The sequence below is a fragment of the Steroidobacter agaridevorans genome, assembly GCF_009932555.1.
GTDB classification, from domain to species: domain Bacteria; phylum Pseudomonadota; class Gammaproteobacteria; order Steroidobacterales; family Steroidobacteraceae; genus Steroidobacter; species Steroidobacter agaridevorans.
This window is the reverse complement of sequence record NZ_BLJO01000008.1, coordinates 375,927-400,640: the sequence shown is the minus strand read 5'-3', so window position 1 is coordinate 400,640 and position 24,714 is coordinate 375,927. Positions and strand designations below refer to the sequence as shown.

23 protein-coding genes are annotated in these 24,714 nt (G+C 62.7%); 10 read left to right on the top strand and 13 right to left on the bottom strand.

Translation table 11 applies throughout. The features are described 5' to 3' along the window. Positions 1-240: 240 nt before the first annotated feature. Both GYH35_RS27525 and GYH35_RS34685 read left to right on the top strand, forming a co-directional pair. Entirely contained in the window at positions 241-3,309 is a 3,069-nt protein-coding gene (locus tag GYH35_RS27525) for a TonB-dependent receptor domain-containing protein (protein ID WP_161830076.1), read from the top strand. 65 nt (positions 3,310-3,374) lie between these two features. Beyond that, positions 3,375-7,157 (top strand): glycoside hydrolase family 43 protein, encoded by a 3,783-nt coding sequence (locus GYH35_RS34685; protein WP_202624766.1) that lies wholly within the window; start codon positions 3,375-3,377, stop codon positions 7,155-7,157. On the opposite strand, the gene GYH35_RS27515 is transcribed toward GYH35_RS34685, so the two are convergent. The 7 genes from GYH35_RS27515 to GYH35_RS27485 form a co-directional block, all read right to left on the bottom strand. After that, the gene (locus GYH35_RS27515; protein WP_202624764.1) at positions 7,154-7,972 is read right to left on the bottom strand and encodes a hypothetical protein; all 819 of its coding nucleotides are present in this window, start codon (positions 7,970-7,972) and stop codon (positions 7,154-7,156) included. The genes GYH35_RS34685 and GYH35_RS27515 overlap by 4 nt on opposite strands. Next, the gene (locus GYH35_RS27510; RefSeq protein ID WP_407700230.1) at positions 7,962-8,939 is read right to left on the bottom strand and encodes a 2-hydroxyacid dehydrogenase; all 978 of its coding nucleotides are present in this window, start codon (positions 8,937-8,939) and stop codon (positions 7,962-7,964) included. The genes GYH35_RS27515 and GYH35_RS27510 overlap by 11 nt, the downstream gene beginning before the upstream one ends. A gap of 12 nt (positions 8,940-8,951) precedes the next feature. After that, entirely contained in the window at positions 8,952-10,085 is a 1,134-nt protein-coding gene (gene lldD, locus GYH35_RS27505; RefSeq protein ID WP_161813422.1) for an FMN-dependent L-lactate dehydrogenase LldD, read from the bottom strand. A 113-nt stretch (positions 10,086-10,198) separates the two neighbouring features. Next, positions 10,199-11,041 carry an oxidoreductase gene (locus tag GYH35_RS27500; RefSeq protein ID WP_161813421.1) on the bottom strand — a complete coding sequence of 281 codons (843 nt, stop codon included), beginning with the start codon at positions 11,039-11,041 and terminating at the stop codon, positions 10,199-10,201. A gap of 38 nt (positions 11,042-11,079) precedes the next feature. Beyond that, positions 11,080-11,634 carry a cytochrome P460 family protein gene (locus GYH35_RS27495; protein ID WP_161813420.1) on the bottom strand — a complete coding sequence of 185 codons (555 nt, stop codon included), beginning with the start codon at positions 11,632-11,634 and terminating at the stop codon, positions 11,080-11,082. Between the two features lie 155 nt (positions 11,635-11,789). Next, the gene (locus GYH35_RS27490) at positions 11,790-12,518 is read right to left on the bottom strand and encodes a DUF899 family protein (protein ID WP_161813419.1); all 729 of its coding nucleotides are present in this window, start codon (positions 12,516-12,518) and stop codon (positions 11,790-11,792) included. Between the two features lie 91 nt (positions 12,519-12,609). After that, positions 12,610-13,224: a glutathione S-transferase family protein gene (locus GYH35_RS27485; protein WP_161813418.1), complete on the bottom strand. Its 615-nt coding sequence runs from the start codon at positions 13,222-13,224 to the stop codon at positions 12,610-12,612. 125 nt (positions 13,225-13,349) lie between these two features. On the opposite strand from GYH35_RS27485, the gene GYH35_RS27480 reads away from it, so the two are divergent. From GYH35_RS27480 to GYH35_RS27460, 5 genes are all read left to right on the top strand, one after another. Further along, complete coding sequence (locus tag GYH35_RS27480; protein ID WP_161813417.1) at positions 13,350-13,823, top strand: Lrp/AsnC family transcriptional regulator; 474 nt, start codon at positions 13,350-13,352, stop codon at positions 13,821-13,823. A gap of 67 nt (positions 13,824-13,890) precedes the next feature. Next, entirely contained in the window at positions 13,891-14,919 is a 1,029-nt protein-coding gene (locus GYH35_RS27475) for a pyridoxal-phosphate dependent enzyme (RefSeq protein WP_161813416.1), read from the top strand. 44 nt (positions 14,920-14,963) lie between these two features. Continuing rightward, the gene (locus GYH35_RS27470) at positions 14,964-15,287 is read left to right on the top strand and encodes an ArsR/SmtB family transcription factor (RefSeq protein ID WP_161813415.1); all 324 of its coding nucleotides are present in this window, start codon (positions 14,964-14,966) and stop codon (positions 15,285-15,287) included. After that, the gene (locus GYH35_RS27465; RefSeq protein ID WP_161813414.1) at positions 15,280-15,738 is read left to right on the top strand and encodes an SRPBCC family protein; all 459 of its coding nucleotides are present in this window, start codon (positions 15,280-15,282) and stop codon (positions 15,736-15,738) included. The genes GYH35_RS27470 and GYH35_RS27465 overlap by 8 nt, the downstream gene beginning before the upstream one ends. 71 nt (positions 15,739-15,809) lie before the next feature. Next, entirely contained in the window at positions 15,810-16,676 is an 867-nt protein-coding gene (locus GYH35_RS27460; protein ID WP_161813413.1) for an SDR family oxidoreductase, read from the top strand. Here GYH35_RS27460 and GYH35_RS27455 read toward each other — a convergent pair whose 3' ends face one another. The 5 genes from GYH35_RS27455 to GYH35_RS27435 are packed head-to-tail and all read right to left on the bottom strand — an operon-like array spanning position 16,677 to position 20,400. After that, on the bottom strand, positions 16,677-17,849 hold the full coding sequence (locus GYH35_RS27455; protein ID WP_161813412.1) for a zinc-dependent alcohol dehydrogenase: 1,173 nt from the start codon (positions 17,847-17,849) through the stop codon (positions 16,677-16,679). Beyond that, a complete protein-coding gene (locus GYH35_RS27450; protein WP_161813411.1) occupies positions 17,846-18,742 on the bottom strand; it encodes an SRPBCC family protein in 897 nt (298 codons plus the stop codon). Before GYH35_RS27450 ends, GYH35_RS27455 begins: the two co-directional genes overlap by 4 nt. 12 nt (positions 18,743-18,754) lie before the next feature. Continuing rightward, a complete protein-coding gene (locus GYH35_RS27445) occupies positions 18,755-19,510 on the bottom strand; it encodes a DUF3618 domain-containing protein (protein ID WP_161813410.1) in 756 nt (251 codons plus the stop codon). Continuing rightward, positions 19,510-19,911: a phage holin family protein gene (locus tag GYH35_RS27440; RefSeq protein ID WP_161813409.1), complete on the bottom strand. Its 402-nt coding sequence runs from the start codon at positions 19,909-19,911 to the stop codon at positions 19,510-19,512. Before GYH35_RS27440 ends, GYH35_RS27445 begins: the two co-directional genes overlap by 1 nt. Before the next feature lie 3 nt (positions 19,912-19,914). Further along, entirely contained in the window at positions 19,915-20,400 is a 486-nt protein-coding gene (locus GYH35_RS27435) for a hypothetical protein (protein ID WP_161830075.1), read from the bottom strand. A gap of 822 nt (positions 20,401-21,222) precedes the next feature. On the opposite strand from GYH35_RS27435, the gene GYH35_RS27430 reads away from it, so the two are divergent. After that, on the top strand, positions 21,223-21,366 hold the full coding sequence (locus tag GYH35_RS27430) for a hypothetical protein (protein WP_161813407.1): 144 nt from the start codon (positions 21,223-21,225) through the stop codon (positions 21,364-21,366). A gap of 311 nt (positions 21,367-21,677) precedes the next feature. After that, a complete protein-coding gene (locus GYH35_RS27425; protein WP_202624762.1) occupies positions 21,678-22,106 on the top strand; it encodes a hypothetical protein in 429 nt (142 codons plus the stop codon). Here GYH35_RS27425 and GYH35_RS27420 read toward each other — a convergent pair. After that, positions 22,087-23,487: a peptide MFS transporter gene (locus tag GYH35_RS27420; RefSeq protein ID WP_202624760.1), complete on the bottom strand. Its 1,401-nt coding sequence runs from the start codon at positions 23,485-23,487 to the stop codon at positions 22,087-22,089. The genes GYH35_RS27425 and GYH35_RS27420 overlap by 20 nt on opposite strands. 149 nt (positions 23,488-23,636) lie before the next feature. On the opposite strand from GYH35_RS27420, the gene GYH35_RS27415 reads away from it, so the two are divergent. Continuing rightward, positions 23,637-24,629: a LysR substrate-binding domain-containing protein gene (locus GYH35_RS27415; protein ID WP_161813406.1), complete on the top strand. Its 993-nt coding sequence runs from the start codon at positions 23,637-23,639 to the stop codon at positions 24,627-24,629. Positions 24,630-24,714: the final 85 nt, after the last annotated feature.

Genomic DNA, 24,714 nt, shown 5'->3' with positions numbered 1-24,714 from the left:
CGGTTGATTGTCGCAGGCATGGCCAAAGTCGCGAGCGACATGACCGGCCTCTAGCCAACTTCAATCAACTATGATAATTCTCGCTCATTGCCGGTCATGGCGGCAAGAAATGATAGCGGTAACTCGCAGGGGGAACGAACCGGGGTCGCCGGCATGAGCCGGTAATCATCAAAACGATTCAAAACCGCTCACGCCGTCGGCGCGGGTGGCCAACAAATTTCTTCATAGGGGGCTATGAAAATGATCGGGAGATGTAAACATCGCCGGCGAGCGGCTGCGCTCGGCTTCGGCGTGGTATTCGCGGGTTCCACTTTAGGCGCAGCGGCACTGGCACAAGACACGCAGCGCGCGGAAGTGGAAGAGGTGCTGGTGACGGGCTCGAGAATCGCGCGCGAGGGCATCGACACCTCGACGCCGGTCAGCGTCATCGGTGTGGAAGAAATAAAACTCTCGGGCGCACCGAACGTCGAAAAGATCCTGAGCGATGCGCCTCAGTTCGTCGCCTCCACCAACGGCGGCGCCTCGGCAAACACGGTGCCGGGCGGCACCGCCGATGTAAATCTTCGCGGCTTCGGCGCATCCCGCAACCTGGTGCTGGTCAACGGCCGACGCTTCGCCATCTACGGACCGGAACAGGTCACCGACCTCAACACCATTCCGACGGCGCTGATCGCACGCACCGAAGTCGTCACCGGCGGCTCCTCGGCCGTGTACGGCTCCGACGCCATCACCGGCGTCGTCAACTTCATCATGCGTGACGACTTCGAAGGTGTCGAAGCAACGGCGCAAACGAGTTACGACAGTCCGACCACCACGCCGACTTACAACATCGACCTCACGGTCGGCGGCAACTTCGCCGAGGGTCGCGGTAATGCGGTGGTGTCTGTGAACTATCTCAATCGCGGCGCCATCACTCGCGGCGAGCGCGGCGAATGGGCGTACGACTCTCTGTCCGATGGTTGCGTGACTCCCGCCTCAGCGAGCCGCAATCATGCAGGCGTTCCGGTCGCCGTGCCCTCGGGCTCGACGTGTCGTGCCGCGGGCGGCGTGCCGGGCCTCATCGCGGGCGGCAGCGGCGATATTCCCAACGGCCGTTTCACCGGCGTGCCCACCTTCAATTCGGGCACGTCGACTCCTGGTTTGAACGACGCGCTGGCGGCCGCGGGCCTGACCGGCATGGGCTCGCGTGGCTTCACATTCAGCGACGACGGCACCACCGTGCGCCCTGCCCTCACACCGCAGGATGATTTCAACCTCGGCCCGGACAACTATCTGCAAGTGCCGCAGGAACGCTGGATGGTGAACGCGTTCAGTCATTACGACTTCACCGACAAAGCGACCGGCTATCTGGAGTTCCACTTCAGTAACAACCGCGTCGATCAGCAGCTCGCGCCGACCAACATCAGCGGGCCGTTCCTGTTCAACATCAATAATCCGTACCTCGCGGATATTCCCGGTATGAATGAGGTCCTGCGACAGCTGGACCTGGCGGAGCCCCGGTCGACCACGGTGACGACCGGCTCGAGCTCGCGCGTCAACAATCCGAATGACGGCTTCGCGGTAATCAACGTCGGTCGTCGCCTGGTTGAAGTCGGTCTGCGTGAGAACGTTTCCGACCGCAACGTGTGGCGCATGGCATTGGGCGTGCGCGGCGACATTGGCGATGTCTCGGAGAATTTCCTCAGCAACCTCGCCTACGATGTCTACTACACCTTCGCGCGCACCGAAGAGACGAGCCGTCAGTCCGGCAACGTTTCTCGCAGCCGGTTCGCGAGTGCACTGCTGATGAACGGTAGCGCGGACCCGCTGCTCAACATCTTCGGCCAGAACATTTCGGAAGCCGGCGTCGACGCCATCGCGATCGGCGCGACCAACTCGACCGAAGCGGAACTGCAGGTCGCAGCCGCAACGCTGTCCGGCCAGATCATCGATCTGCCCGCCGGTCCGCTGGCCTTCTCGCTCGGCGCAGAGTGGCGGTATGCATCGTCGCAGTTCGTGCCGGACGAGTTCCTGCGCTCGGGCGATGTCGTCGGCTTCAATCCTGGCCTGCCCACCGAGGGCGATGTGACGGCGAAGGAAATCTTCGGCGAGTTGCGCATCCCGCTGCTCGGCGGCTTGCCGTTCATCGACGACCTCACGGCGAACGGCGCGTTCCGTATGTCCGATTACGATCTGGAGGGTGTCGGCAAGGTCTGGACGTATCTCTACGGTCTCGACTGGCGCTTGAACGAAGACGTCGCGTTCCGCGGTCAATTCCAGCGCGCCATTCGCGCACCGAACGTCAACGATCTGTACGGCGGTCTGCGTCAGAGCGTCGAGCCGGCAACCGATCCTTGCTCCGACAAGCAACCCGCTTCCGGTCGAACGGATGACGTGCGTGCGCTGTGTGTCGCGAGCGGCGTTCCGGCGGCGTCGGTGTTCACGGCCGGCGTGCAGCCGAACACCATCATCCCGGCATTGTTCGGCGGCAATCCGGAAGTGGGCGAAGAAGAGTCCGACACTCGCACTTTCGGCATCGTCGTCACGCCGCAGATACTGCCGAAGCTGGCAGTGACGCTGGACTACTTCGACATCACGCTGGATGGCGCGATCGCGCAGCTCGGCGGCGGCCTGAACAACACGTTGAACCTGTGCTTCAACGTCATTCAGGACATCGACAGCGAGTTCTGCCAGGCCATCAACCGCAATCCCGTGACGGGCGAGATCAGCGTGCCGTACTACGCCGAGATCCGGCAGGCGAACACCGGCGGCCTCGAAACCTCCGGTTACGATCTGTCGGCTCGCTACGGCTTCGACTTCGGCTTCGGCTTGTTCGGCAACGGCAGCACGTTGAACATCAGCACCGCGTGGACCAAGACCAATGAGTTCACTTCGACGCCGGTGCAGGCGTTCCCGAACGTGAAGAACCGCTGCGTCGGCTCCTATGGCACCACTTGCGGCGAGCCCATTCCCGAATACAAGGGCGTGACTCGCTTCACCTGGACGACCGGGCCGCTGAGCCTGAGCCTGCGGCATCGATTCATCGACGATGTGACGGTCGATCGCTATCTGCTCCCGACCCGTGCGGGAACGACTGCGCCGGCCTACGCCGACCTGGTGAATCCGCGCCTGGACTCGCAGAACTATCTGGACTTCTCGTTCTCTTACGAGTGGGGCCAGCAGGTGGAATTCTTCGGCGGCGTGAACAATCTCGCCGACGACGATCCGCCGGTGGTCGGCAGCGCGCAGATCCGCGCCAACACGTGGCCTGCGACCTACGACTACAACGGCCGCACCATGTTCATCGGCATGACCGTGCGCACGTTATGATCGAAAGGTGGCGGTGTGACGGTGCCCCCCATTCCGTCACGCCGCCACAGGGATTTGCAGAAAATATGAAGTCGATTGCCCTTGCCCTGAGCGGTGCTTTGCTTCTGGCCGCGACGCTCGTCGACCCGACGGGCGCCGCGCTCGCCGACTCGCCCACGGCCTATCGCAATCCCATCCTGCATTCGGACTACTCGGATCCGGATGTCATCCGCGTCGACGACAGCTACTACATGGTGGCCTCGACGTTTCATTTCTCGCCGGGCGTGCCGGTGTTGAAATCCAAGGACCTGGTGCACTGGACGCTGCTCGGTCACGTGCTGCCGCGGCTGGATTTCGACGCCAATTACGACCTGCCCGGTCCGGTGGAATTCGACGACACCACCGAGCGCATTCCTTTCAACACCAGGATGGGCCACCGCTACGCCGCCGGCGTGTGGGCGCCGTCCATCCGTTTTCACGAGGGGCGCTTCTATGTGTACTTCGCAACGCCCACCGAAGGCGTGTTCATGGCTAGCGCCGCGCGTGCCGAAGGACCGTGGAGCGCTCCCGTCAAAGTCATCGACGAACCCAATCTCGAGGATCCGTGCCCGCTGTGGGACGACGATGGCAACGCCTATCTGGTTCATTCGCGCGTCGGCGCGGGTCCACTGATCCTGCGCCGAATGAGCGCCGACGGCACGAAGGTGCTCGATGCCGGCAAAGTGATCGTCGAAGACAAAGTGCGGCTGCCGATTCTCGAAGGACCGAAGCTGCTCAAGCGCGATGGCTACTACTACATCTTCGCGCCGTACGGTGGCGTCGGCGAAGGACCGCAGGCGGTGCTTCGATCGAAGAACATCTACGGTCCTTATGACATCCGCACCGTGCTCTCCAAAGGAACGACGCACGTGCAGGCGCCACATCAGGGCGGTTACGTCGAAACACCTTCGGGCGAAGGCTGGTTCTTGCATTTCAACAGTACGGGAGCGTATGGGCGCATCGTTCACATGCAACCGGTGCGCTGGGAGGACGGCTGGCCGGTAATGGGCGAGTTGATCCCGGGCGCGCCGAACGGTCAGCCCGTATTGTCACACCGCGCGCCAGACATCGGTGGCAAGTTCGAGCCGGTGCAGATTCAAACATCCGATGAATTTTCGGACCCGAAGCTCGGCGTGCAATGGGAATGGAATCACAACCCGGCGGACTCGAACTGGAGTCTGAGCGAGCGTCGCGGCCACCTGCGGCTGAAGGCGATGCCGGCGAAGAACTTCGTCAGCGCCCGAAACACGCTGACTCAAGTGCTGCATGGCCGCTCATCGCAGATCACGACGCGCATCCTGGTGAGCGAAATGCGCGACGGTCAGAAGGCGGGGCTCGCTATGTTTGGCAAGCGCCCGAGCTGGATCGGCTTGACGCAACAATCGGGCAAGCGCCGTCTCACCTTCTCTTATGCAGGCACGGATACGGTCGGCGACGTCGTCAGCGCAGAGTCGCTGCTACTGCGCGTGAACGTCGATGACGAGTTCGCCCGCTACTCCTACAGCACCGACGACGGCAAGACGTTCAAGCCGTTTGGCACTCGCGCGAAGCTGATGTTCAGCTGGTGGAAAGGCGCGCGGCCGGCGTTGTTCACGTTTACTCCCAACCAGGCGGGCGGCATCGCCGACTTCGACTGGGTGCGTGTCGAGGACACGAGCATCGATCGCCAGGCGCTGGTGACCCGAAACCATCCCACGTTGACGAGCATCGATCCGGCCTCGCCGTTCATGGTCGGCAACGGCAACATCGCATTCACCGCCGACATCACCGGCCTGCAAACCTTTCAGGAGCAGTACTCCTCGCTGACACCGCTGCTGACGCAGGCGCAGTGGACCTGGCACAGTTTTCCCAATCCGAAGCAGTTCAAGTACGGGGACAGCCTGAAGACCATCGACGTTCGCGGTCAGCGACAGCAATATCCGTGGCTGCGCGATTGGTCGGAAGCGAAGCGTCCGGAGATTCAGTGGCTGCGAGAGAATCCGCATCGCTTCTCCCTGGGTCGCGTGTCGTTGCATCTGCTGTCGACCAATGGCAAGCCGGCCCAGTTCTCCGATCTGAAGGCGACTCGACAGACGCTCGATATGTGGAGCGGGACGCTGCACAGCCATTTCGAGTTCGAAGGCCAGCCCATCGATATCGAGACGAGCGTGCATCCTCGGCTCGACATGCTCCATGTGAGCATCAAGGCGCCGACGATCGAGCCTTCGCGGCTTGGCGTCGATCTGAAATTTCCGGGCGTCGCGGCTCAGCTCAATCCGAATCCGGCGGACTGGGAGCATCCGGAGCGTCACACGACGGAAGTGCTCAGCAAGAGCGCGCGCCAGATCTCCTTGCAACGTCGCCTCGACGACACCCGTTACTTCGTCGCGGTCGCCAGCGATGCGGATGCGAGCTTCGATTCTGTCGGTCCGCATTCGATTCGAGTTCGACCCAAGGATCGTGACGGCGTCTTCAGCTTCAGCGTGCTGTTCTCTCCCGAGCGGCACCAGCAACCATTGCCCTCGGCGTCGGACACTCACGACGCTGTGACCACCCACTGGAATTCCTATTGGAACAACGGCGGCGTGATCGATTTTTCCGGCAGCACGGATCCGCGAGCGAAGGAGCTCGAGCGGCGCGTCGTGCTCTCTCAATATCTGATGGCGCTGAACGGCGCCGGCACGTTGCCTCCGCAGGAAGAAGGCCTGTTCTCCAACAGCTGGAACGGCAAGTTCCACATGGAGATGCACCCCTGGCACGCTGCGCACTTCGCACAGTGGGGTCGGACCGAGCTGCTCGAACGCAGCATGCCCTGGTATCAGCAACACCTGCCTCAAGCCAAGGCGCGCGCGGCCTCGCACGGCTTGAGCGGTGCGTGGTGGCCGAAGATGGTGGGACCCGAAGGGCGCGAAAGCCCGAGCACCATCACGCCATTTCTGATGTGGCAGCAGCCGCATCCGATCTTTCTCGCGGAGCTGATCTACCGCGATCGACCGAACCCTGTCACCTTGGCCCAGTATCGGGAGCTCGTGTTCGAAACGGCCGATCTGCTCGCATCCTTTGCGCACTATGACGAAAAAACCGACCGCTATGTGCTCGGTCCGCCGCTCATTCCCGCGCAGGAAGTGTTCCCGCCGCTTACGACGTTCAATCCCACGTTCGAGCTTGAATATTTTCGCTTCGGCCTGGCCACGGCGCAGAGCTGGCGCGAACGGCTGAAGCTGCCGCGCAATCCCGAATGGGATCGTGTGCTACAGAAGCTCTCGCCGCTGCCGCAGCGGGATGGTTTGTATCTGGCGGTCGAGTCGTTCCCTGAACAGTGGGAGCAAGCACGCAGTCCAGAATGTTCCAGCGGAAACACGGCCGAGGCATGTTGGAATCGCGATCATCCATCCTTCCTCGGCGCTCTGGGTCTGCTGCCGGGCTCGAGCGTCGACCGAGAAACCATGCGTCGCACGCTGCGTGCGGTGGAATCCCATTGGGATCTGAGACAGACATGGGGCTGGGACTTTCCACTGCTCGCCATGACTGCGGCGCGCCTGCACGAGCCGGACAAGGCTGTGGACTTCCTGCTGTCCCGCTCGAGAAATTTCCAGTTCGGCGTGAGTGGCATGACGCCTCGAGTGCATCTCAATGAGCACGCAGCGGATCTCGTGCCGACATCGACTGGCAACGCTAACGCAGATGCGGGTTACCGCCGCCTCGCGGAAACTTACTTCCCCTCCAACGGTGGACTGCTGCTCGCTGTTGGATTGATGGCGGCAGGATGGGACGGCGATCTCACTTATCTACCCGGCTTTCCGAAGGAAGGCTGGCGCGTGCGCGCCGAGGGCTTGCGGCCGCTGCCTTAGAAGCGGCCGAGCACCGCACGCTCAGGCGACAGGCGAATCACCAGATCGGCGCGGCCGGGCATCTCGATCAAGATGTGACGGGTGAGGCGCTCGTAGTGCTGAATGAAACGCACCAGCGCCGCGTCGCTCATGACGCCTGACTTGTTGCCGGACTGGTCGCGCAGCTCGTGCTCCTGCTGAGTGCGCCATTTCAAAACGACATCGAACGAGGGCGCCGCGAGCAGCACCAGGAAATCGATCTTGCCGAACAGGCGCTGATATTCACCGCCGAGCGCATCGTTCACGTAGCGGCGCCAGCGGCCATCGACATCTTCGTTCGCTTCGAGGGCATTCACCGGCTGATCCAGCGGCCCGAGTGTTTGCGGCCGCGCGCCGACGCACCAGCCCTCGAACAGCACCAACTGCACCGGCCCTTCGACCGAATCCCATTGGGCCTTGGGCCGACGATCGTCGATCGACTTGTCGAAGCGAGGCAGCGGCACTTGTCCGCCGTGACCGAGCGCATTCAATGTGTGAACGCCGAGTTTCGTGTCGTGCGTGCCGGGCACGCCCCGCGTACGAAGCAGCGGATGCACGTGCTTCGCCAGCGTCACCCGCTCAGCGAGCGGCAAATACAAATCGTCGAGAGAAAGATTCGCGACCTTCAGGCCCGCTCGAGTGAAGCGCGTCGTGAGTGTCCCGCAGACGGTGCTCTTGCCGCTGCCCTGACTGCCACACACGCCGACGATGAGCGGATGCCGGGAGTGCGTAGACGCGAACTTCGCCCGGATGGCGTGCTCGATGATGTCGGCGGCGGATTGCGATTCAGGCGACACGGTTCGGGGGCGTTCGGCCGGCGAAAAAGCTGTCCAGATTGTCCGCCATTTGCATGCCCATGGCAGTACGCGCTTCCAGCGTTGCGCTGCCGAGATGCGGCAAAAGCACGACGTTTTCCAGCTCCCGCAGCGCTGGCGACACGGCCGGTTCGCGCTCATACACATCCAGACCCGCCGCCGCGATCTGCCGTTGCGCGAGCGCGTTGGCCAAGGCGTCCTCATCGACCACGCTGCCACGCGCCGTGTTGATCAGGATTGCGGTCGATTTCATCCGGGCCAATGTATTCGCGTTGATCAAGTGACGCGTGGCCGCGCCGCCCGGACAATGCAACGAGATCACGTCGGACGCGGCGAGCAAACTCTCGAGCGTTGCGTGATGTTCGGCGCCGAGCGCGCTCTCTTCGTCAGCGCTGGCCCGACTGCGCGAGTGATACGCAATGCGCATGCCCAACGCCGCGCGAGCTCGACGTGCCGCTTCCTTGGCGATGCGACCGAAGCCCACCAGGCCCAATGTCTTGCCCTTCACGTCGGTGCCAAGCAATTGAGTCGGGGCCCATCCCGTCCACTTGCCTTCACGCACTAGACGCTCGCCCTCGCCCGCTCGACGAGACGCCATCAAGATCAGCAGAATCGTGAGCTCCGCGGTCGCGTCGGTCAGTGCATCGGGCGTGTTGGTCACGACCAGATTCGCTCGCTTCGCTGCTTCGAGATCGATGTGCTCGAAGCCCGCGCCGAAGTTGGCGATGATGCGTGTCCTCAATCCGGAATTGAGCAGCAGCGCGGCATCCAGCTTGTCCGTGATCGTCGGCGACAGCGCATCGAAGCTTCGCAGCGCCATCAACAACGCCTCACGTCCGAGCGCACGATCGTCGGGATTCACCGTCACTTCATAACTGGCGCGCAGGCGTTCCAGCACCGACGCGGGCAACCGACGGGTGATGAGCAGACTCGGACGGGACATGAGCATCTTCCTTGTGAATCATGACGCGAGAATCGAGCGATCGATCTCGCTCACGTTGCACACGCTGGTCAACGCCATCGCCACTCGCATTTCCTTCGCGAAAATCTCCAGCAACTGACTGACGCCGGCGCCGCCGTTCGCGGCGAGCGCGAACACCCAGGCGCGGCCCAGCATCACACCTTCGGCGCCCAACGCCATCAGGCGGACTACGTCGAGGCCGGATCTGACGCCTGAGTCCGCGAGAATCGTCAGCTTGCCTTTCACTGCGTCGGCAATCGCAGGCAACGCGCGCGCCGATGACAGCACGCCATCGAGCTGGCGGCCGCCATGATTGGAAACAACGATGCCATCGGCGCCGATTTTCGCCGCCTCGATCGCATCTTCAGGATCCAGAATGCCTTTGAGGATGAGCGGCCCATCCCAGGCCTGTCGCAACCAATCCAGATCGGCCCAGCGAATCGAGGGATCGAAATTCGCGCCGAGCCAGCCCATGTAATCGCCGAGCCCGCTCTTCGCCCCCAGCACCGATTTGAGATTGCCCAGCGAATGCGGACGGCCATGCAAGCCCACATCCCAGGACCAACCGGGCCTGCCCATGGCCTGCATCACTCGACGCAGCGGGGAGTAACGCCCCGACATGCCCGAGTGAGCATCGCGATAGCGAGCGCCGGGCACCGGCATGTCGACGGTGAACACGAGCGCCTGGGCGCCGACAGCCTTCGCGCGCGACAGCATCTCCCGCATGAAGCCGCGATCTTTGATCACATACAGCTGATACCAGATCGGCGCCGGACAATTCTTCGCGACTTCTTCGATCGAGCAGATGGAGACGGTCGAGAGCGTGAACGGAATGCCGGCATTGCACGCAGCTTGTGCGGCTTGCACCTCGCCGCGCCGAGCGGACATGCCCGAGATGCCGATGGGGCCGAGCGCCACGGGCATCGACAACTTGCGGCCGAACAGCGTCGTGCTCAGGTCGATGTTGGAAACATCGCGCAGCACCCGTTGCCGAAGCGCGATCTCGGTGAGATCGCTGACGTTCTTGTTCATGGTGCGCTCGTCGTAAGCGCCGCCATCGATGTAGTCGAACAGAAAGCGGGGCAAGCGGCCGCGAGCCGCCCGATGGAAATCTTTATAGGAAGCGAGAATCATGCGGTCAACCTGTCCTCCGCGCGGCCTGGATTCGATTTCGTATATCAGCCCCCGCTCTTAATATATCAGACAGCCGACGCCGCGTTCGCGCACGCAATGAGACCCCGCGGCCCCTATTTCTGGGCCGCTTGCGGAAAGTCGGTCGATACGCTGAGCTCGCGCCATCGCTGCAGGTCAGCCAGCTTCGCGCGATCCGCCTGTTCGATCAGCTTCACCGCGTCGCTTCCCAGCGGCAGTCTGAAGGGCGGCTCATCCATCGCAGCGATTTGGAGAATGACCTGAGCGGCACGCTGCGGATCGCCTGGCTGACGACCGTCGTACTCGCGCTGCGCCCTGGCGGTTGCGCCGACGACCGCGTCATATTCGGCGCGCCCGGTGTGAAGCATGGTCGACGATCCAGCAAAGTCAGTGCGAAAGCCGCCCGGCTCGATGACCGTCACCTTGACGCCGATCAGCGCCATTTCCTTCGCGAGTACTTCCGAGAAGCCCTCCACGCCCCACTTGGCCGCAGAATACGGTGCGCGGCCCGGCGCGCCGATGCGGCCGCCCACCGAGGAGAACTGGATGATGTGGCCGGCGCGCTGTTGGCGCATCACGGGAATCGCCGCTTTCGTGACGATGATCGTGCCGAACAAGTTCGTTTCGATCTGCCTGCGGAAGTCAGCGAGCTCCGTGTCTTCGATCGAATTCACGTTGCCGTAGCCCGCGTTGTTCACGACCACGTCGAGTCGGCCGAAGCTGTCGACGGCGAGTTGAACTGCAGCCTCCGCAGCGGCGGGGTCGGAGACGTCGAGCGCCGCCGTCCGCACCGCGTCGCCATAACGCTCGACGAGATCGCTCAACGATGAACGATCTCGCGCCGTCGCCACCAGGAGATGGCCAGCGTCGAGCACGGCTTTGGACAATGCACGTCCCAAGCCGCGGGAGCTGCCGGTGATGAGCCATCGTTGTTGCATGGGGCTCTCCTTTATATGTCGCGCGGTTCAAGGACCGGCTAGCGCTTGGGAAATTCGGTGAAGACGTAGTCTCGATTCTTCACGATCGTGTGACAGGCGAACCCGCACTTGGCATCGTTGCCCTGCGGCGGACGGTCGGAGGTGTCGCTGGGCCGGAACGTGGCGGTCGCCTCGTCGAACTGGAACGCGCCATATCCCCAGCCGCCGGAGTCGGCGAAGCGTTGCTTGTCCTTCACCATGAAGTCGACGTCGTGGAGCGCGCCGGCGACCAGCGGCGCATTGGGATACGACGTCTTGGATGCGATCCAATGGATCTTCGCCATCTTCGCCCCGTCGGGGAACGGCTTGCCGTTGGCGGGTATGCCGGCCTCGAAGGCCTGGATCATCGCGGGGTTACCGAGGATCGCCGCGAGCTTGTCACCATTGTGACTGAGAGAAATCACCTGCCAGCTCTGGTACCCCTTGAACTCCGAGAACGACAGTCCGCCCGGCACCTTCACGCTGTAGCGATCCTGAGCGGCGAGCGCCGCTGTTGTCAGCACGGCCAATCCGATTGCTACACCTGCGCCCATCAACATGTTGTTCCGCTTCATCGCCACTCCTGCATTGGGAAACCATGGCGACTATGCTGCGGCGGCCGGGCACGAAAAGCCCGTGATGGCTCGTGAGGAGCTGTTAGTTCCTGCGCACGAGGGCTCGCGCCTGCGCACTGACCGTCGGCGCAAGCACGAGCCACTACCCTGAGAGATTATTTCGGATACTCGAGACTCGGATACCAGTCGGACTTGCGGCCTTCCGGGGTCATGTCGAGCACGGTCCACAGCGGCATGAGGTCGGGCGCACCGCGCGGATCCTGACCGGGATCGGCCGTTTCGAAGCCCATTTCGCCCGCCCAGAAGTGCCGAATGACGCCATCGCGCTTGGTGAACACGTGGATCGCGGCGTTGTCGGCGAACTCCGGCGTGTTCGCGAGATAGTCGACACTGTACTCGCGGCTCGTGTCCGAGTAGAGCTTGAGATTGCGCCAGCCACGCTCCTTCTTGAACGCCACCAGCCGCTCGATCGGCGACTGCGCAATGACCGCGAGCGCGACGTTCTGCTCGATGTCCTGTGCTTCGCCATCCCACGCGCTGAGCAACGACGTGCACATCGGGCACGGCCGCGCGCGCTCCGGACCATACATATAGCTGTAAACAACCAGCGTCTGCTTGTCGCCGAACAAGTCGGCGAAGGTGACCGGGCCGCGCTCGCTCTGAAACTGGTACTTCTTTTTCACTTCGCCGCCCGGCGGCAATGCGCGACGCATCTCGGCCACGCGCTCGATGTGACGGCGCAGCTCGATTTCCTCGGCGAGCAGTTCATTACGCGCCCGGCGATATTCGGCGCTCTCGTTCGGAAGACGGGTCTGGTTCCTTGCCGCCAGCTCGGCGGCCGGGACCAAGGGCGGAGTCGATGTTTTCGTCTGTGCCTGGGCCATCTGGGTCTCCTTAAGATAGGACCGGTATGACCCAAGGACGAGCCACACCGGCCAGTTCCGACAGCGCCAGCCAATTCTTTTTTGCGGACATTCAGTCGTGCGTCTGCCCCCACAGCGGCGTCGCGACCATGGACTCGCGCTCGCTGAACCGATCGAACCAGAGCGTCAGGCGCGGCCGGTGCCGGAAGGTCGGCAATTCTCGAAATTCCAGCCAGCTCAACGCCGTGGCCAGCGCGATGTGACCGATATCGACGGCGCCCTCGGTGTCGAGCTCCCGCTCCAGCCAGTCATAGCTCGCCAGTAGTTTTTCCACGTAGCCGTCGCGCAACGCCGGATAGCGCAACTCCTTCGGCCGGCGCTGGGTCTCCCAACGAATCGCGATGCCGGCATCGGCCAGCCCCTGCGCAACTGCCTGGACTTGCAACGCCCGCCAGCGCGTCTCACCCACGGTGGGAATCAACTTGTGGCCGGTATGAAGCGTGTCGAGATAGGCGCAGATCACGTCCGAATCGAACAAGGCAGGCAGACCCTCTCGCATCAGCACCGGCACTTTGCCGAGCGGATTGGCGGCGAACACCGCTTCATTCCGCCGCAGCGGACTGGTTTCGTGATGAATGACTTCGATCCGGTCGGCCAGCCCCGCTTCATGCGCGAACACCAGCGCCTTGCGAGCATAGGGAGAGTGAGTCTGATACAACAATTGCATAGCCCGATTCATTGACAGGTTCACCGCAGTAGTGGCGTGGGCTAGGATGTTAGAAGTGCAGCGGCGCGCATCGGCCGCGATTCCGCTAGGCTCGATGCAGTTTTTCCGCGCCCTTGCGAACCCCCATGGATCTGGATCGTTTCGACCGTCAGCTTCTCAATCTCGTCCAGGCGGACTCCGCGCAAACTGCAGAGCAGTTGGCGGAGCACGTCGGCCTGTCGCCTTCGGCCATTCAGCGACGGCTCAAGCGGCTGCGCGAGCAAGGCGTCATTGCTCGCGACGCGGCGATCGTCGATCCGCGCGCCATCGGGCGGCCGACGTTCTTTGTCGTGTCCCTGGAAATCGAGCGCGAGCGGCCGGAATTGCTGGCTCAGCTGCGCGAATGGCTGACGAAGCGCGCCGAAGTTCAGCAAGCCTTTTATGTCACCGGCGAGACCGACTTCGTGATCATCGTCACCGCGCGCGACACCGAAGCCTTCGACGCCATGATGTCGCAGCTGGTCCAGGAAAATCCGAATGTGCGGCGCTTCACCACCAATGTCGTGCTGAATCTGCTCAAGCAAGGGCTGACGATTCCGGTGCCGCTCGACGACAAATAGCGGTTTAACTGCAAAGTCATACGCACGATTGCGGCCGACCGCCGAGCCGCGCGGTCATACTCGCCGCATGCAGGAATTGAAAAAGCTCTGGGCGCTGCTCTGGCCGGACGCCCAACCCACCTCATTACTCGAACTACCGTCGCTCGCCCGCCTGGCCGGCGTCGGCCGCGTGTTTGTCAAAGTCGAGGGCGAGCGACCGCTCGGCAGCTTCAAGGCGTTCGGTGGAATGATCGCCGGCGTCCGCGCATTGGCGGCGGCGCGCGGTGTCAGTGATGCACGAGATCTTTTCTCAGAGCGCATCGGGACTGAGCTGCCACGATTGATTTGCGCGAGCGAAGGCAATCACGGCTTGGCCGTAGCAGCCGCTGCTAAGAAAGCCGGATCCAAGGCCATCGTCTTTCTGCCGCGAGAGGTCAGCACCACGCGCGCTGCTCGCATTGAAGCGTTCGATGCCGAGATCGTTCGTATCGACGGCACCTATGACGATGCGGTAGCCGCCGCCGAAGCGGCAGCGACGCGAGGCGATGGATTACTGATCTCGGACACCGCGAACGATCCGGACTCGCCCGTCGTCAACGACGTGATGGCAGGCTACGGCATGCTCGCCGACGAGCTCATCGAGCAATTCAACGACCCATCGCGCGCACGGCCTACGCATTCGTTCGTGCAAGCCGGCGTCGGCGGCCTCGCCGCCGCCATGGTCGATGGCCTGCAACCTTTGCTCCGGGCGCCGAGTAGATTTCTCATCGTCGAGCCCGATGCCGCCCCGTCTGTCGCTCGCGCATTGCAGGTCGGCGAACCGACGCTCATCGAAGGCGATCTGCACACGTCGGCCTCGATGCTCGCGTGCGGCATGGCCTCGGCCCCGGCGTTACGAATTCTGCAGCGTCATTCGGTTGCGTCCGTGTTGGTTTCGGATGTTCAGCTGCGTGTCGCAGCGGCGGAACTACGCAGTGCCGGCGGACCTGAAACCACTGAGTCCGGCGCGACCGGCCTCGCCGGTTTGCTGCAAGTCGCCGCACGACGCGACCTTCGCTCGCAACATCAGCTCGATAACGACAGCGTCGTCCTACTCATCGCCACCGAGCGCGCCTGAAACATCTGTCTTGACATGCAACCTCGCGGTTGCATAATGACGCCATGGATCTGGACGCTGCGTTTCGCGCTTTGGCGGACAGCAGCCGGCGCGCGCTGCTCGATCGCCTGTACGAACAAAACGGCCAGACCCTCGCGCAGCTGTGCGAAGGCCTGGACATGAGTCGTCAGGCCGTGACCAAGCACCTCGTGATTCTGGAGCAGGCCAATCTCGTGGTCGTGCAATGGCAGGGCCGCGAGAAGCTGCACTACCTGAATCCCGTGCCCATTCACGAGATCGCCGAGCGCTGGATCCGCAAGTACGAGCGCGGCCGCCTGCGCGCGCTCGCCGATCTGAAGAAACAACTGGAAGGAGACGACGATGAGTAGCAAGTTCGTCTATGTCACCTATATCCGCACCACCGCCGAGAAGCTATGGGATGCGCTCACCCAACCGGAATTCACGCGCAAGTACTGGGTCGAAACCTGGCAGGACTGCGACTGGACGCAAGGCGCCTCCTGGAAACTCATGATTCCCGATGGCCGCGTCGGCGACAGCGGCAAAGTGCTCGAGATCGACCGGCCGCGCAAGCTGGTGCTCCATTGGCACAATCAATTCGTGCCTGAAATGAAAGCGGAAGGCCCGACGCGCCTGACCTATGAACTGGAGCAGAACGGCGACGAAGTGAAACTCACGGTCATTCACGAAAGCGACGTGACGGGCTCCAAGACCATCGACGCCGTCTCGAACGGCTGGCCCGGCCTGCTCGCCAGCTTGAAAACTCTGCTCGAAACCGGCCGCCCGCTGGCCAGCACGACGCGCTGGCCCGAGGGCATGTGACGCCCGAGGAACTTTACGTTCCATTGCTCTCTTGTTCGGACTCAAAGAGAGCTGTTTTAACGAGCTGCATCATGAGTCCACGCAAAGAGTTCCCCAAGCCGCCGTTCCCCAAGCAATCCCAGTCCCTGCCCGGCTCGAGCAAGGCGATGCAGCCCGAGCCGGACTACGGCGAGGACAGCTACAAAGGTACGAATCGGCTGACGGATAAAAAGGCGCTGATCACCGGCGCCGATTCGGGCATCGGCCGTGCAGTCGCTCTCGCCTTCGCGCGCGAAGGCGCCGATGTGGTCGTGAGTTATCTCGACGAGCATGAAGACGCGAAGGAGACGCAGCGACTGGTCGAATCGGCCGGCCGCAAGTGCGTGCTGATACCGGGCGACATCGCGCGGGCCGAGCATTGCCGTGCGCTGGTGAAAAAATCCGTCGAAGCGCTCGGCCGCATCGATGTTCTCGTCAACAACGCCGCGCATCAGATGTCGTTCGACTCGTTGGAAAAGATTCCCGACGAGGAATGGGACAAGACCCTCGCCACCAATCTTTCGGCGATGTTCTACATCACTAAGGCGGCGATGCCGCACATGAAGGAAGGCGCCAGCATCATCAATACGGCATCGATCAACGCCGATGTTCCGAACCCCACGCTGCTCGCCTACGCCACGACCAAGGGCGCGATTCAGAATTTCACGGCCGGGCTCGCGCAATTGCTCGCCGAGAAAGGTATCCGAGCGAACACCGTCGCGCCCGGGCCGGTCTGGACGCCCCTGATTCCAGCGTCGATGGAACCGGACAAAGTCAGCAAGTTTGGATCGAACTATCCCATGAAGCGCCCAGCGCAGCCCTGCGAGCTGGCGCCGGTGTATGTGATGCTCGCGAGCGACGAAAGCAGTTATGTTTCAGGAGCGACCGTCGCCGTCACGGGCGGCAAGCCACTGCTTTGATCACGAGGCCAGGTTCACCACGACTTTGATGCAATCGTCTTCCTTATCCCGAAACATTTGATAGGCGTCTGGGACGTCGTCCATGCCGATCCGGTGAGTGATGATCATGGTCGGATCGATCTCGCCGTTCTCGATGCGCCCCATCAGCGGCTTCATGTACCGCTGCACATGGGTCTGGCCGGACTTGATCGTCAGCGCCTTGTTCACGACAGCGCCGAGTGGAATCTTGTCGGCCAGGCCGCCGTACACACCGGGCACCGAGACCGTGCCGCCATTGCGACAGGCTTGAATGGCCTCGCGCACCACGCCGGGCCGCTCGGTTTCCAATCGCAACGCCTGCTTCACCTTGTCATACGCGTGCTGGACACCGTGCATGTGCGCCTCCATGCCGACGGCATCGATGCATGCGTCCGGTCCACGCCCGCCGGTCCATTCCCGTAATGTTTCCAGCGTATCCATTTCCTCGTAGTTGAGGATCTCCGCGCCGGCCCGATGCGCGAGGCTCAGCCGCTCGGGGAAACGATCGATGGCGATGACTCGAGCCGCGCCCAACAACTTGGCGCTCATGATCGCAAACAGGCCGACGGGGCCGCAGCCCCACACCGCCACCGTGTCCCCTTCCTGGATGTTGCAGTTCTCCGCCGCCATGTAGCCGGTGGGCAGGATGTCGCTGAGAAACAGCGCCTGCTCATCGCTCATCGCATCCGGAATCTTCATCGGCCCGACATCCGCGAAGGGCACGCGCACATACTCGGCCTGCCCGCCCGCATAGCCGCCCAGCAAATGCGAATAACCGAAGATGCCGCAGGGCGAATGGCCCCAGAACTTCTCCGCGAGCCGGGCATTCGGATTGGAGTTCTCGCACAGCGAGTACATTTCCTGCGAGCAAAAGAAACAATTGCCGCAGGAAATCGGAAACGGCACCACGACCCGATCGCCGGGCGACAGATTCGGCACGCCGGAGCCGGTCTCGACGACTTCACCCATGAACTCGTGACCGAGAATGTCACCGCGCATCATGCCAGGCACGTAGCCGTCGTAGAGATGGAGGTCCGAGCCGCAGATCGCCGCTTTGCGCACCTTGATGACCGCATCGCGGGGATTGATCAGACGCGCGTCCGGCACTTCCTCGATGCCGACCTTGTGCACGCCTTGCCAACAGACTGCTCTCATGACTCCTCCGCGCTGAACATGCGACCGATCATGCTGCGCTTGCCGGTCGGCTGACCCTGGGTGGTCGCGATCTCTCCGGTCTCGATCAGTTGTTTCAGGCGCCGCAGGTCTTCGGTCACCAGGGACTCCGGCGCCATCGCCAGCAGCTGCGCGGCCTTTGCAGCGGCCGGCCCGCCCGGCATGCCGTAATAGATTTCGACATGAACCTGCGTTCCCTGACCGCCCGGCCCGGGCTCGAAACGCACGCTGCCGACATGATTTATTTCCGAGCCGGCGACGGTCCGCCAGGACATCAAGCGCCCCGGCTGATCCTCGACGACCTCCGACTGCCAGCGCAGTTGCATGCCGCCGGGCAGGCGCGCCGTCCATTCCGATCTTTGCTGAGGTCCTTCCGTGACGGATTCCAGATGGGACATGAAGCGCGGCAGGTTCTCCAGCTTGCGCCAGAATGCATACACCTGTTCCGGCGGACTGTTGATCGTCAGACTGGCGTGCACCGGCACGTCCTGTTGCGCCTCGGCCATGGAAGATTGCAGTTCCACTTTGCTCGCGTAGACATCCAGCGCAGCAAAGCCGGCGACCGCTGTTGCCGTGGCCGCCACTCGGGAGGGATTCGAATCCGGCGAGCGCAGCGATGCGCCGAGCAACGCGAGATCCATCACATCGCCGACGACGCGCGACATCGCAAACGTTGCCGGCGCACGACCAGAGAGCAAACCCACGCCGCTGACGATCTCGCGCACGCCACACATTCGTAACACAGTGCTGCGATCGCCCACGCCGATCATGCGCCCCACCGCTCGGGGCGCCAGCAGCTCCGCCATGCCCAACCCGACGCTGAACCAGCCGAGCGAACGATCGATGGCCGGCTCGCGAGTCATAGATACAGCCATGGCCTTGCCTCGCTAACCCTGGACGGGACGCTGCGAACCGTCGTCGGTCCCTGAAACATCGTCGCTTCCGAAACGTCGCGCGCCGTTACCGCCACGACGTTCCAAGGAAGATGCAACCGCCTCGCGCAGATTGTCATATTCGCGTCGGCCAGCTTCTTTGGCTCGAGCTACGGTGCGGTCGTGCACGGGCCCGACCCATCTGTTCTCATATTCCGTCATGGGCAGGGCGGCGCCGAGCAGTGCGCCGGCCGCCAGGGCGAGTGCGCCGAGTGCGAGCGGTTGTTCCTGAACCAGATCGTCCAGGCGGGAGCGCACTTCGCGCGAGCGGACTTGTACGGTTTGCATCGAATCCGACAACCGATCCGAGACCTGGCCCTGCACCCGACGCGCTCTGCTGCGAACCTGGTGAGCCGCACTCCTCACGCGGCCACGCGCCGATCTGTCCCAGCGCTCCTCATCGCGCAGCCATTCGCGATCGCGACTGACATAGCCTTCGTCGCCAGAACGCGACCTCGCCACCGAAGCCACCAGCCAGACGAGGCCAGCCGCCGTGAGAACCACTGGCACCGGGTTCCGGCGCACCGTGTCTGCGGCCTCCTGCAGCAACTCCGAACCCGAGTCGCGAATGAACTCCACCGAGCGATCGAGCAACTCACCGGAAGAAAACTTGCGCTGGATCTCATCCAGCGTTTGATCCAGATTCGCACGGATCTGCTCGCCACGCCGCTCCAGATCCGCGGCGCTGCGCTTGTCAGTTCTACCGTTCATCATGTCCTCCGCGCGACCACGGTCGCATCTTTTTGCAGCGATTCCTGAGTGCGATCGAACTGTTCGCCCAGATGCGTCCACTTGCGCTTGCCCGCCTGCAGCAGCACGAATCCGGCGATCAGCAGCACGATGCTGACGAGCAATGCCGCAAGCCACGGTCGCATCACTTCGGCGAGCGCGAGAATGACGGTTGCAACCAGCGTGAGCACGCCTGCCAGCAGCACGCCGGCAGCAATGGCAAAAGGCGCAACGCTCAGTTTTACATCGCGCAACGCCGTGCGAGCTTCGGCCTTGGCCAGCGCAATTTCGTTCCTCGCGAGCGCCAGAGCTTCATCCATCAAACGGCTGAGCAACCCCGTCATGGACTCCGTGGGGCCGTTGGAGATCGGGGAGGACGCCATGGCTCACACTCCCCTTTCGCCATAGGTGTCTGGCGTGGCCGACGCTCGATAGATCCGGGCACTTTGTTCTTCGCTCGCCTCGCCCAGATCTTCCTCATATAAAGCGTCCAGATTCCGCTCGGAGGCCTTCATGAAGCGCGCAAGCGCGATACCGAGCGCGGCGCTGCCGAGCAGGAACATTCCGGGATGCCGGACCGCCAGCTGCCGGACCTGGTAATACAGATCTTCGATGCTGTCCTCGCGCAGATGCGCCGCCAGGCCGCTGACGTTGCCCGCGAGCCTCGATGCATAGCTCGCAATCGCCGGCTGGGACGGATCCAGCTTTGCGCAGGCCGCATCGATGGCTTCGGCGATGTCCGCGATCTGATCCGCGGCGGCGCGCTTGCCGCTCTCGATCCTTTGCTTGCCGTCCTCGCGCAAGCGCTGTTTCAAATCGGCAGCACGACCGCGCGCTCCTGAAGTGCTTGTACTGTCGGTGGATTCGGTCATGGGTGCGCTTCTCCGGTTGAAATCTCATCGACGATGCCGATTTTTAATCGCGCGGCGACAAGAAGGTTCCGCCCCGGCTATCTGAGGCGGAGCAAACAACACTGCACACGATCCGCTGACAGTGGAATCGCGGAATCCGCCCGCCGAACTGCCCCGCATACGCATATTCCCATCGCACGCTTTGCACCATTCGCCGCCGGGAACGGCACGCAGAGCCGTGAGCGCCTCTTGGGATTACCTCGTAGCCGATTTGTGATTTCCGAGATTCGGGCGCGGCGGCGGGCTTCGGGCGAGACGCTGAACGGGCGTGGTCAGCGCATGAAACACCCGCGAAACATCTGTTTTGGCGCGGGCCTCGACATTCCTTTTGCGTTTTTACCGGCTCAACGCCCAATTCCGGTCGATATAAATCCGTTTAGATGCTTGCCCTGCAGGGAATATTTCGGTAGTAGCCAGTGAGCGAATGATACGTTTTGTCACCCACCGTCACCGTAATATACAAACACGTAGTGTTTATTTGGTACGATAGCGGCAGTGCCGTTCCAAACATGGTCATTGCGAATATTTCCATCACTCCCCGCATTCGAGAACGGACCCAGGTTTCATAAGCGGCCACCAAAGTCAAGCCGATGCTGAATGTATCGACTCGACGACCAGACGAGTTCACGACCGCGGAACTCGTCGCGGCGGCCGCGGATTCAAGCGGCGTTACCCAGAGGACTAACCATGGCAACTAAAGCAAAACGTTCGAAGACTCCCGCCAAGAAGAAGAGCTCCAAAGCAACTTCCCGCGTTCGTTGGACGAGTCAGAATGACCGCGAAATGAAGGCGCTGATCAAGGAACAGACCCCGGCCCGCGCGATCGCGAGCAAGCTGAAGCGCACCGAGGCGGCCGTCCGCCAGCGCATCCACAAGCTCGGCTTGTCGCTGCGCTCGTCGAAGAAGAAAGCCAAAACCCGCCGCTAATCCGGGTTAGAACATTCGCGGCCAGCGGGCTCGCCTCGCTGGCCGCCGAATGATTACAAACCTTTAATGCTTCTCCCCTTCGGACGGCCATCGGTTTGACCGATCCCGCCGCGGCGCTTTATAGTCGCGGCCATGATCCGAATCAGCAAACGCCAACAGCAACAACCGCGCTTCATTGCGGCGGTTGCGCGTGCGTGCGTTCGGACTTCCTCGGGCCGGTTCTAAGCCCAAACTCCAACAAACATCCGCAACCCCGCCATCGGCGGGGCTTCGTCGAGCTTCGCTGGCCACCCTGAGTCAGGAGCTTGACCATGATTCATTTCAGCAGCGACACCGAGATCGAGCGCATCGCGCTCGGCATCATCGACCGGACTTTGCCGAAACCGGAGTGGACGCACGCGGCCCACTTCGCCGCGGCTCTTTGGGTTTTACGACGGCCCGGCATGAACGCCGAGGCTGACATGCCTGGATTGATCCGCGCATACAACCTGGCGACCGGCGTGGAGAACACCGATTCGAGCGGTTATCACGAGACCATCACTCTGGCCTCGCTGCGAGCCGCGCGCGATTGGCTGGAAAAACGGCCGGAAAGGCCGCTGCACGAAGTGCTGAACGAGCTGCTCGCGAGCCGTTACGGGCGCTCCGACTGGCTGCTCGAATACTGGTCGAAGCCCGTGTTGTTCTCGGTGATGGCCCGGCGCGCGTGGCTCGACCCCGATCTCAAGCCGTTGCCGTTCTAGGGCCTTCCAGCTCGAGCACGCGGACAAACATTCGCCGCAGCACCAGGATGCTGAGCGAACCTGCGACCGCGACCAGCACATGAAGCATCCAGAACATGACCGGGCCCAAGGGCTCATAGAAGCGCGCCAGCCAGCCGCTGGCGATGCCGCCGACGAACAAGCCCAGGTAATAAGAGCCGACCATCATGGCGTTCACGGCAGGCGGCGCCGCGCGCGACACGAGCGCGAGTGCAATCGGCGCCACATACAAATAGGAAGCGGCGCAGATGAAATGGAACAGGATGGGCCAGCCCACCGGCACCCGTCCGGCGCCCGCCAACCATTGTCCAACGCTCAACAACAGACACGCGATCGCGAAGAAACCGCAGCCGAGCGCGATCTTTCCCAGATCGCTCGGCTCGGCGCCCCGCTGCGCCTGGCGACGCCACAGGAACATCACCAGCGGCGCGAACAGCAGCACCGTCAATGAATCGAGCGCCTGGAACCAGGTGACGGGCAGCGTCAGATCGAACGGCAACGAGCGATCGACCTGGTCGCGCAGCCACACCGGATAGGTATTCCAGACCTGGGTCTGCACTGTCCAGAACAGTGCGGTGATCGCGAGCAACAGCAATATCACCAGGACTTTGCGCAGATCGCCGGGCTGCATGCGCGGGCGATCGTGAACTCGAGCGTCACGCGGGCGATCGGCCGGCAAATGTTTCGCGCCGGCCAGATAAATGACGATTCCGATCAACATGCCGATGCCGGCGGCGCCAAATCCGTAATGCCAGCCGTAGAACTCGCCCAACGTGCCGCACACCAGCGGCGCGATGAACGCGCCCACGTTGATAGCAGTGCAGTAAGCGGTGTAGGCGCTGTCGCGGCGACGATCGTCCTTGCTGTAGAGCGCGCCGACCTGAGCGGCGAGATTTCCTTTGAGCAACCCGGAGCCGACGATCAAGGCGGCCAGCGCCGGCAGGAATGCCGTTTCGAACGCCATCAGGAAGTGGCCGATCGCCATGGCCGCGGCGCCGAGCAGCACCGCCCGTCGTCTTCCCATGACGTGGTCGCCGAGCAGACCACCGAAAATGGGCACGAAATAAACCAGGCCGATATACAGCCCGAAAATCTGGGCCGCGAGCGCTTGCGTGGACAACGTGCCGAACACCGCCTCGATGGCGGCGCGCAGGCCGGCGAAACCGGCCACCTGCTCGACCACGCCCGGCTGCAGCAGATATCCCGACATGTACAGCACCAGCAGTGCCTGCATGCCATAAAAGGAAAATCGCTCCCAGGCCTCGGTGAAGGCGATGTACGCCAGCCCGCGCGGATGGCCGAAGAATTCGGCACTGGCCGCCGGTGCGGCGGCCGGCGATGAGGCCTCGGCGATGGTATTCAACGGCACCCCTTACTCGCAGAATTGATCGATGTTGTCAGCGTCGCCACCCCGCTTAGAAGTGCCAAAGCCAATCGCCTTGGTGCCGTTTTCGCACCGGCCGTGACACAATCCAAGTTGCTTTCCGGCGAGAAAGTGCCGAGTTTATGTCGATGAGCGAGGAAAAAATCGCACACCAGCCGGCGGCCTCCCTGCCGTCGCGCAAGGCGTTGCCCCCTTTCGAAGCATTGCGAGCATTCGACGCCGTGGCGCGCCTCGGCGGTGTCCGTAAAGCCGCCCAATATTTGTGCCGCGACCACGCCGTGGTGAGCCGGCACCTGCGCGCCATCGAAGACTGGACCGGCACCAAGCTGATTCAACGCACCCCGGGCGGCGCGGTGCTGACCGAGGACGGCATTCGATATCACAAGCAAATCGCCACCGCCATCGACTTGATCGCCGGCGCCACGGTCGATCTGATGAAGCGCGGCGACGATCATCGCCTGCACATCCGCTGCATGCCCGGCTTCGCGCTGCACTGGCTGTCGAGCCGGCTCGGCGAGTTCGAAAAGGCCAATCCCGGCATCGATATCGAAGTCCGGCCGCTCGACCGGCTGCCCGACGTGCTCGCCCATCACACCGACGTCGAGATCCGCCTGGTTGCCCCTTACGCGGACCGCATCGAGCTGGCCGCCGAGCTGCGCAGCGCCGAGATCGTTCATACACCGGTGCTCGCCGTCGCCAATCGTGAATACCTGGCCCGCTCGGCGCCGATCAACGAGCCGCGCGACCTGTTGACCCATCAGCTGTTGCACGAGGAGAACTTCAACCGCTGGCGCAACTGGCTCAGCTTTCACGGCATCCACGAGGATGTGGAGCTCAGCGGCACGCGCCTGTGGCAAGGCCATCTCACATTGGACGCGGCACGGCACGGCCGCGGCATCTCACTGACGAATTACGTGATCGTGGCGGACGACCTCGCGAACGGCCGCCTGGTCGATGTCGGCGAGGGCAAGCCGGCGTTTCAGCCGCTGGCGGTGGGCATTTATTACTTCATCGCGCGCGAGAAGCGCTGGGATTCGCCGGTGATCCGCAAGTTCCGGCAGTGGATGATCGCCACCATCAAGAAACAGCATCCGCACCTGAAAGTCGGCGACGGCAAGTAACGAAAAAGCGGGCGCGAACGACCGTGTCATCCGCGCCCGCGAACAGCCTTACCCAGGCTATCTGAAACCCAACCTGATCCCTCGC

What these genes read in the sequence shown, in the direction of transcription:
- GYH35_RS27525 (WP_161830076.1), top strand. Translation starts at nt 241, where the DNA reads ATGATCGGGAGATGTAAACATCGCCGGCGAGCGGCTGCGCTCGGCTTC.
- GYH35_RS34685 (WP_202624766.1), top strand. Translation starts at nt 3,375, where the DNA reads ATGAAGTCGATTGCCCTTGCCCTGAGCGGTGCTTTGCTTCTGGCCGCG.
- GYH35_RS27510 (WP_407700230.1), bottom strand. Translation starts at nt 8,939, where the DNA reads ATGCTCATGTCCCGTCCGAGTCTGCTCATCACCCGTCGGTTGCCCGCG.
- lldD (WP_161813422.1), bottom strand. Translation starts at nt 10,085, where the DNA reads ATGATTCTCGCTTCCTATAAAGATTTCCATCGGGCGGCTCGCGGCCGC.
- GYH35_RS27500 (WP_161813421.1), bottom strand. Translation starts at nt 11,041, where the DNA reads ATGCAACAACGATGGCTCATCACCGGCAGCTCCCGCGGCTTGGGACGT.
- GYH35_RS27495 (WP_161813420.1), bottom strand. Translation starts at nt 11,634, where the DNA reads ATGAAGCGGAACAACATGTTGATGGGCGCAGGTGTAGCAATCGGATTG.
- GYH35_RS27490 (WP_161813419.1), bottom strand. Translation starts at nt 12,518, where the DNA reads ATGGCCCAGGCACAGACGAAAACATCGACTCCGCCCTTGGTCCCGGCC.
- GYH35_RS27485 (WP_161813418.1), bottom strand. Translation starts at nt 13,224, where the DNA reads ATGCAATTGTTGTATCAGACTCACTCTCCCTATGCTCGCAAGGCGCTG.
- GYH35_RS27480 (WP_161813417.1), top strand. Translation starts at nt 13,350, where the DNA reads ATGGATCTGGATCGTTTCGACCGTCAGCTTCTCAATCTCGTCCAGGCG.
- GYH35_RS27475 (WP_161813416.1), top strand. Translation starts at nt 13,891, where the DNA reads ATGCAGGAATTGAAAAAGCTCTGGGCGCTGCTCTGGCCGGACGCCCAA.
- GYH35_RS27470 (WP_161813415.1), top strand. Translation starts at nt 14,964, where the DNA reads ATGGATCTGGACGCTGCGTTTCGCGCTTTGGCGGACAGCAGCCGGCGC.
- GYH35_RS27465 (WP_161813414.1), top strand. Translation starts at nt 15,280, where the DNA reads ATGAGTAGCAAGTTCGTCTATGTCACCTATATCCGCACCACCGCCGAG.
- GYH35_RS27460 (WP_161813413.1), top strand. Translation starts at nt 15,810, where the DNA reads ATGAGTCCACGCAAAGAGTTCCCCAAGCCGCCGTTCCCCAAGCAATCC.
- GYH35_RS27455 (WP_161813412.1), bottom strand. Translation starts at nt 17,849, where the DNA reads ATGAGAGCAGTCTGTTGGCAAGGCGTGCACAAGGTCGGCATCGAGGAA.
- GYH35_RS27450 (WP_161813411.1), bottom strand. Translation starts at nt 18,742, where the DNA reads ATGGCTGTATCTATGACTCGCGAGCCGGCCATCGATCGTTCGCTCGGC.
- GYH35_RS27445 (WP_161813410.1), bottom strand. Translation starts at nt 19,510, where the DNA reads ATGAACGGTAGAACTGACAAGCGCAGCGCCGCGGATCTGGAGCGGCGT.
- GYH35_RS27440 (WP_161813409.1), bottom strand. Translation starts at nt 19,911, where the DNA reads ATGGCGTCCTCCCCGATCTCCAACGGCCCCACGGAGTCCATGACGGGG.
- GYH35_RS27435 (WP_161830075.1), bottom strand. Translation starts at nt 20,400, where the DNA reads ATGACCGAATCCACCGACAGTACAAGCACTTCAGGAGCGCGCGGTCGT.
- GYH35_RS27430 (WP_161813407.1), top strand. Translation starts at nt 21,223, where the DNA reads ATGAAGGCGCTGATCAAGGAACAGACCCCGGCCCGCGCGATCGCGAGC.
- GYH35_RS27425 (WP_202624762.1), top strand. Translation starts at nt 21,678, where the DNA reads ATGATTCATTTCAGCAGCGACACCGAGATCGAGCGCATCGCGCTCGGC.
- GYH35_RS27415 (WP_161813406.1), top strand. Translation starts at nt 23,637, where the DNA reads ATGAGCGAGGAAAAAATCGCACACCAGCCGGCGGCCTCCCTGCCGTCG.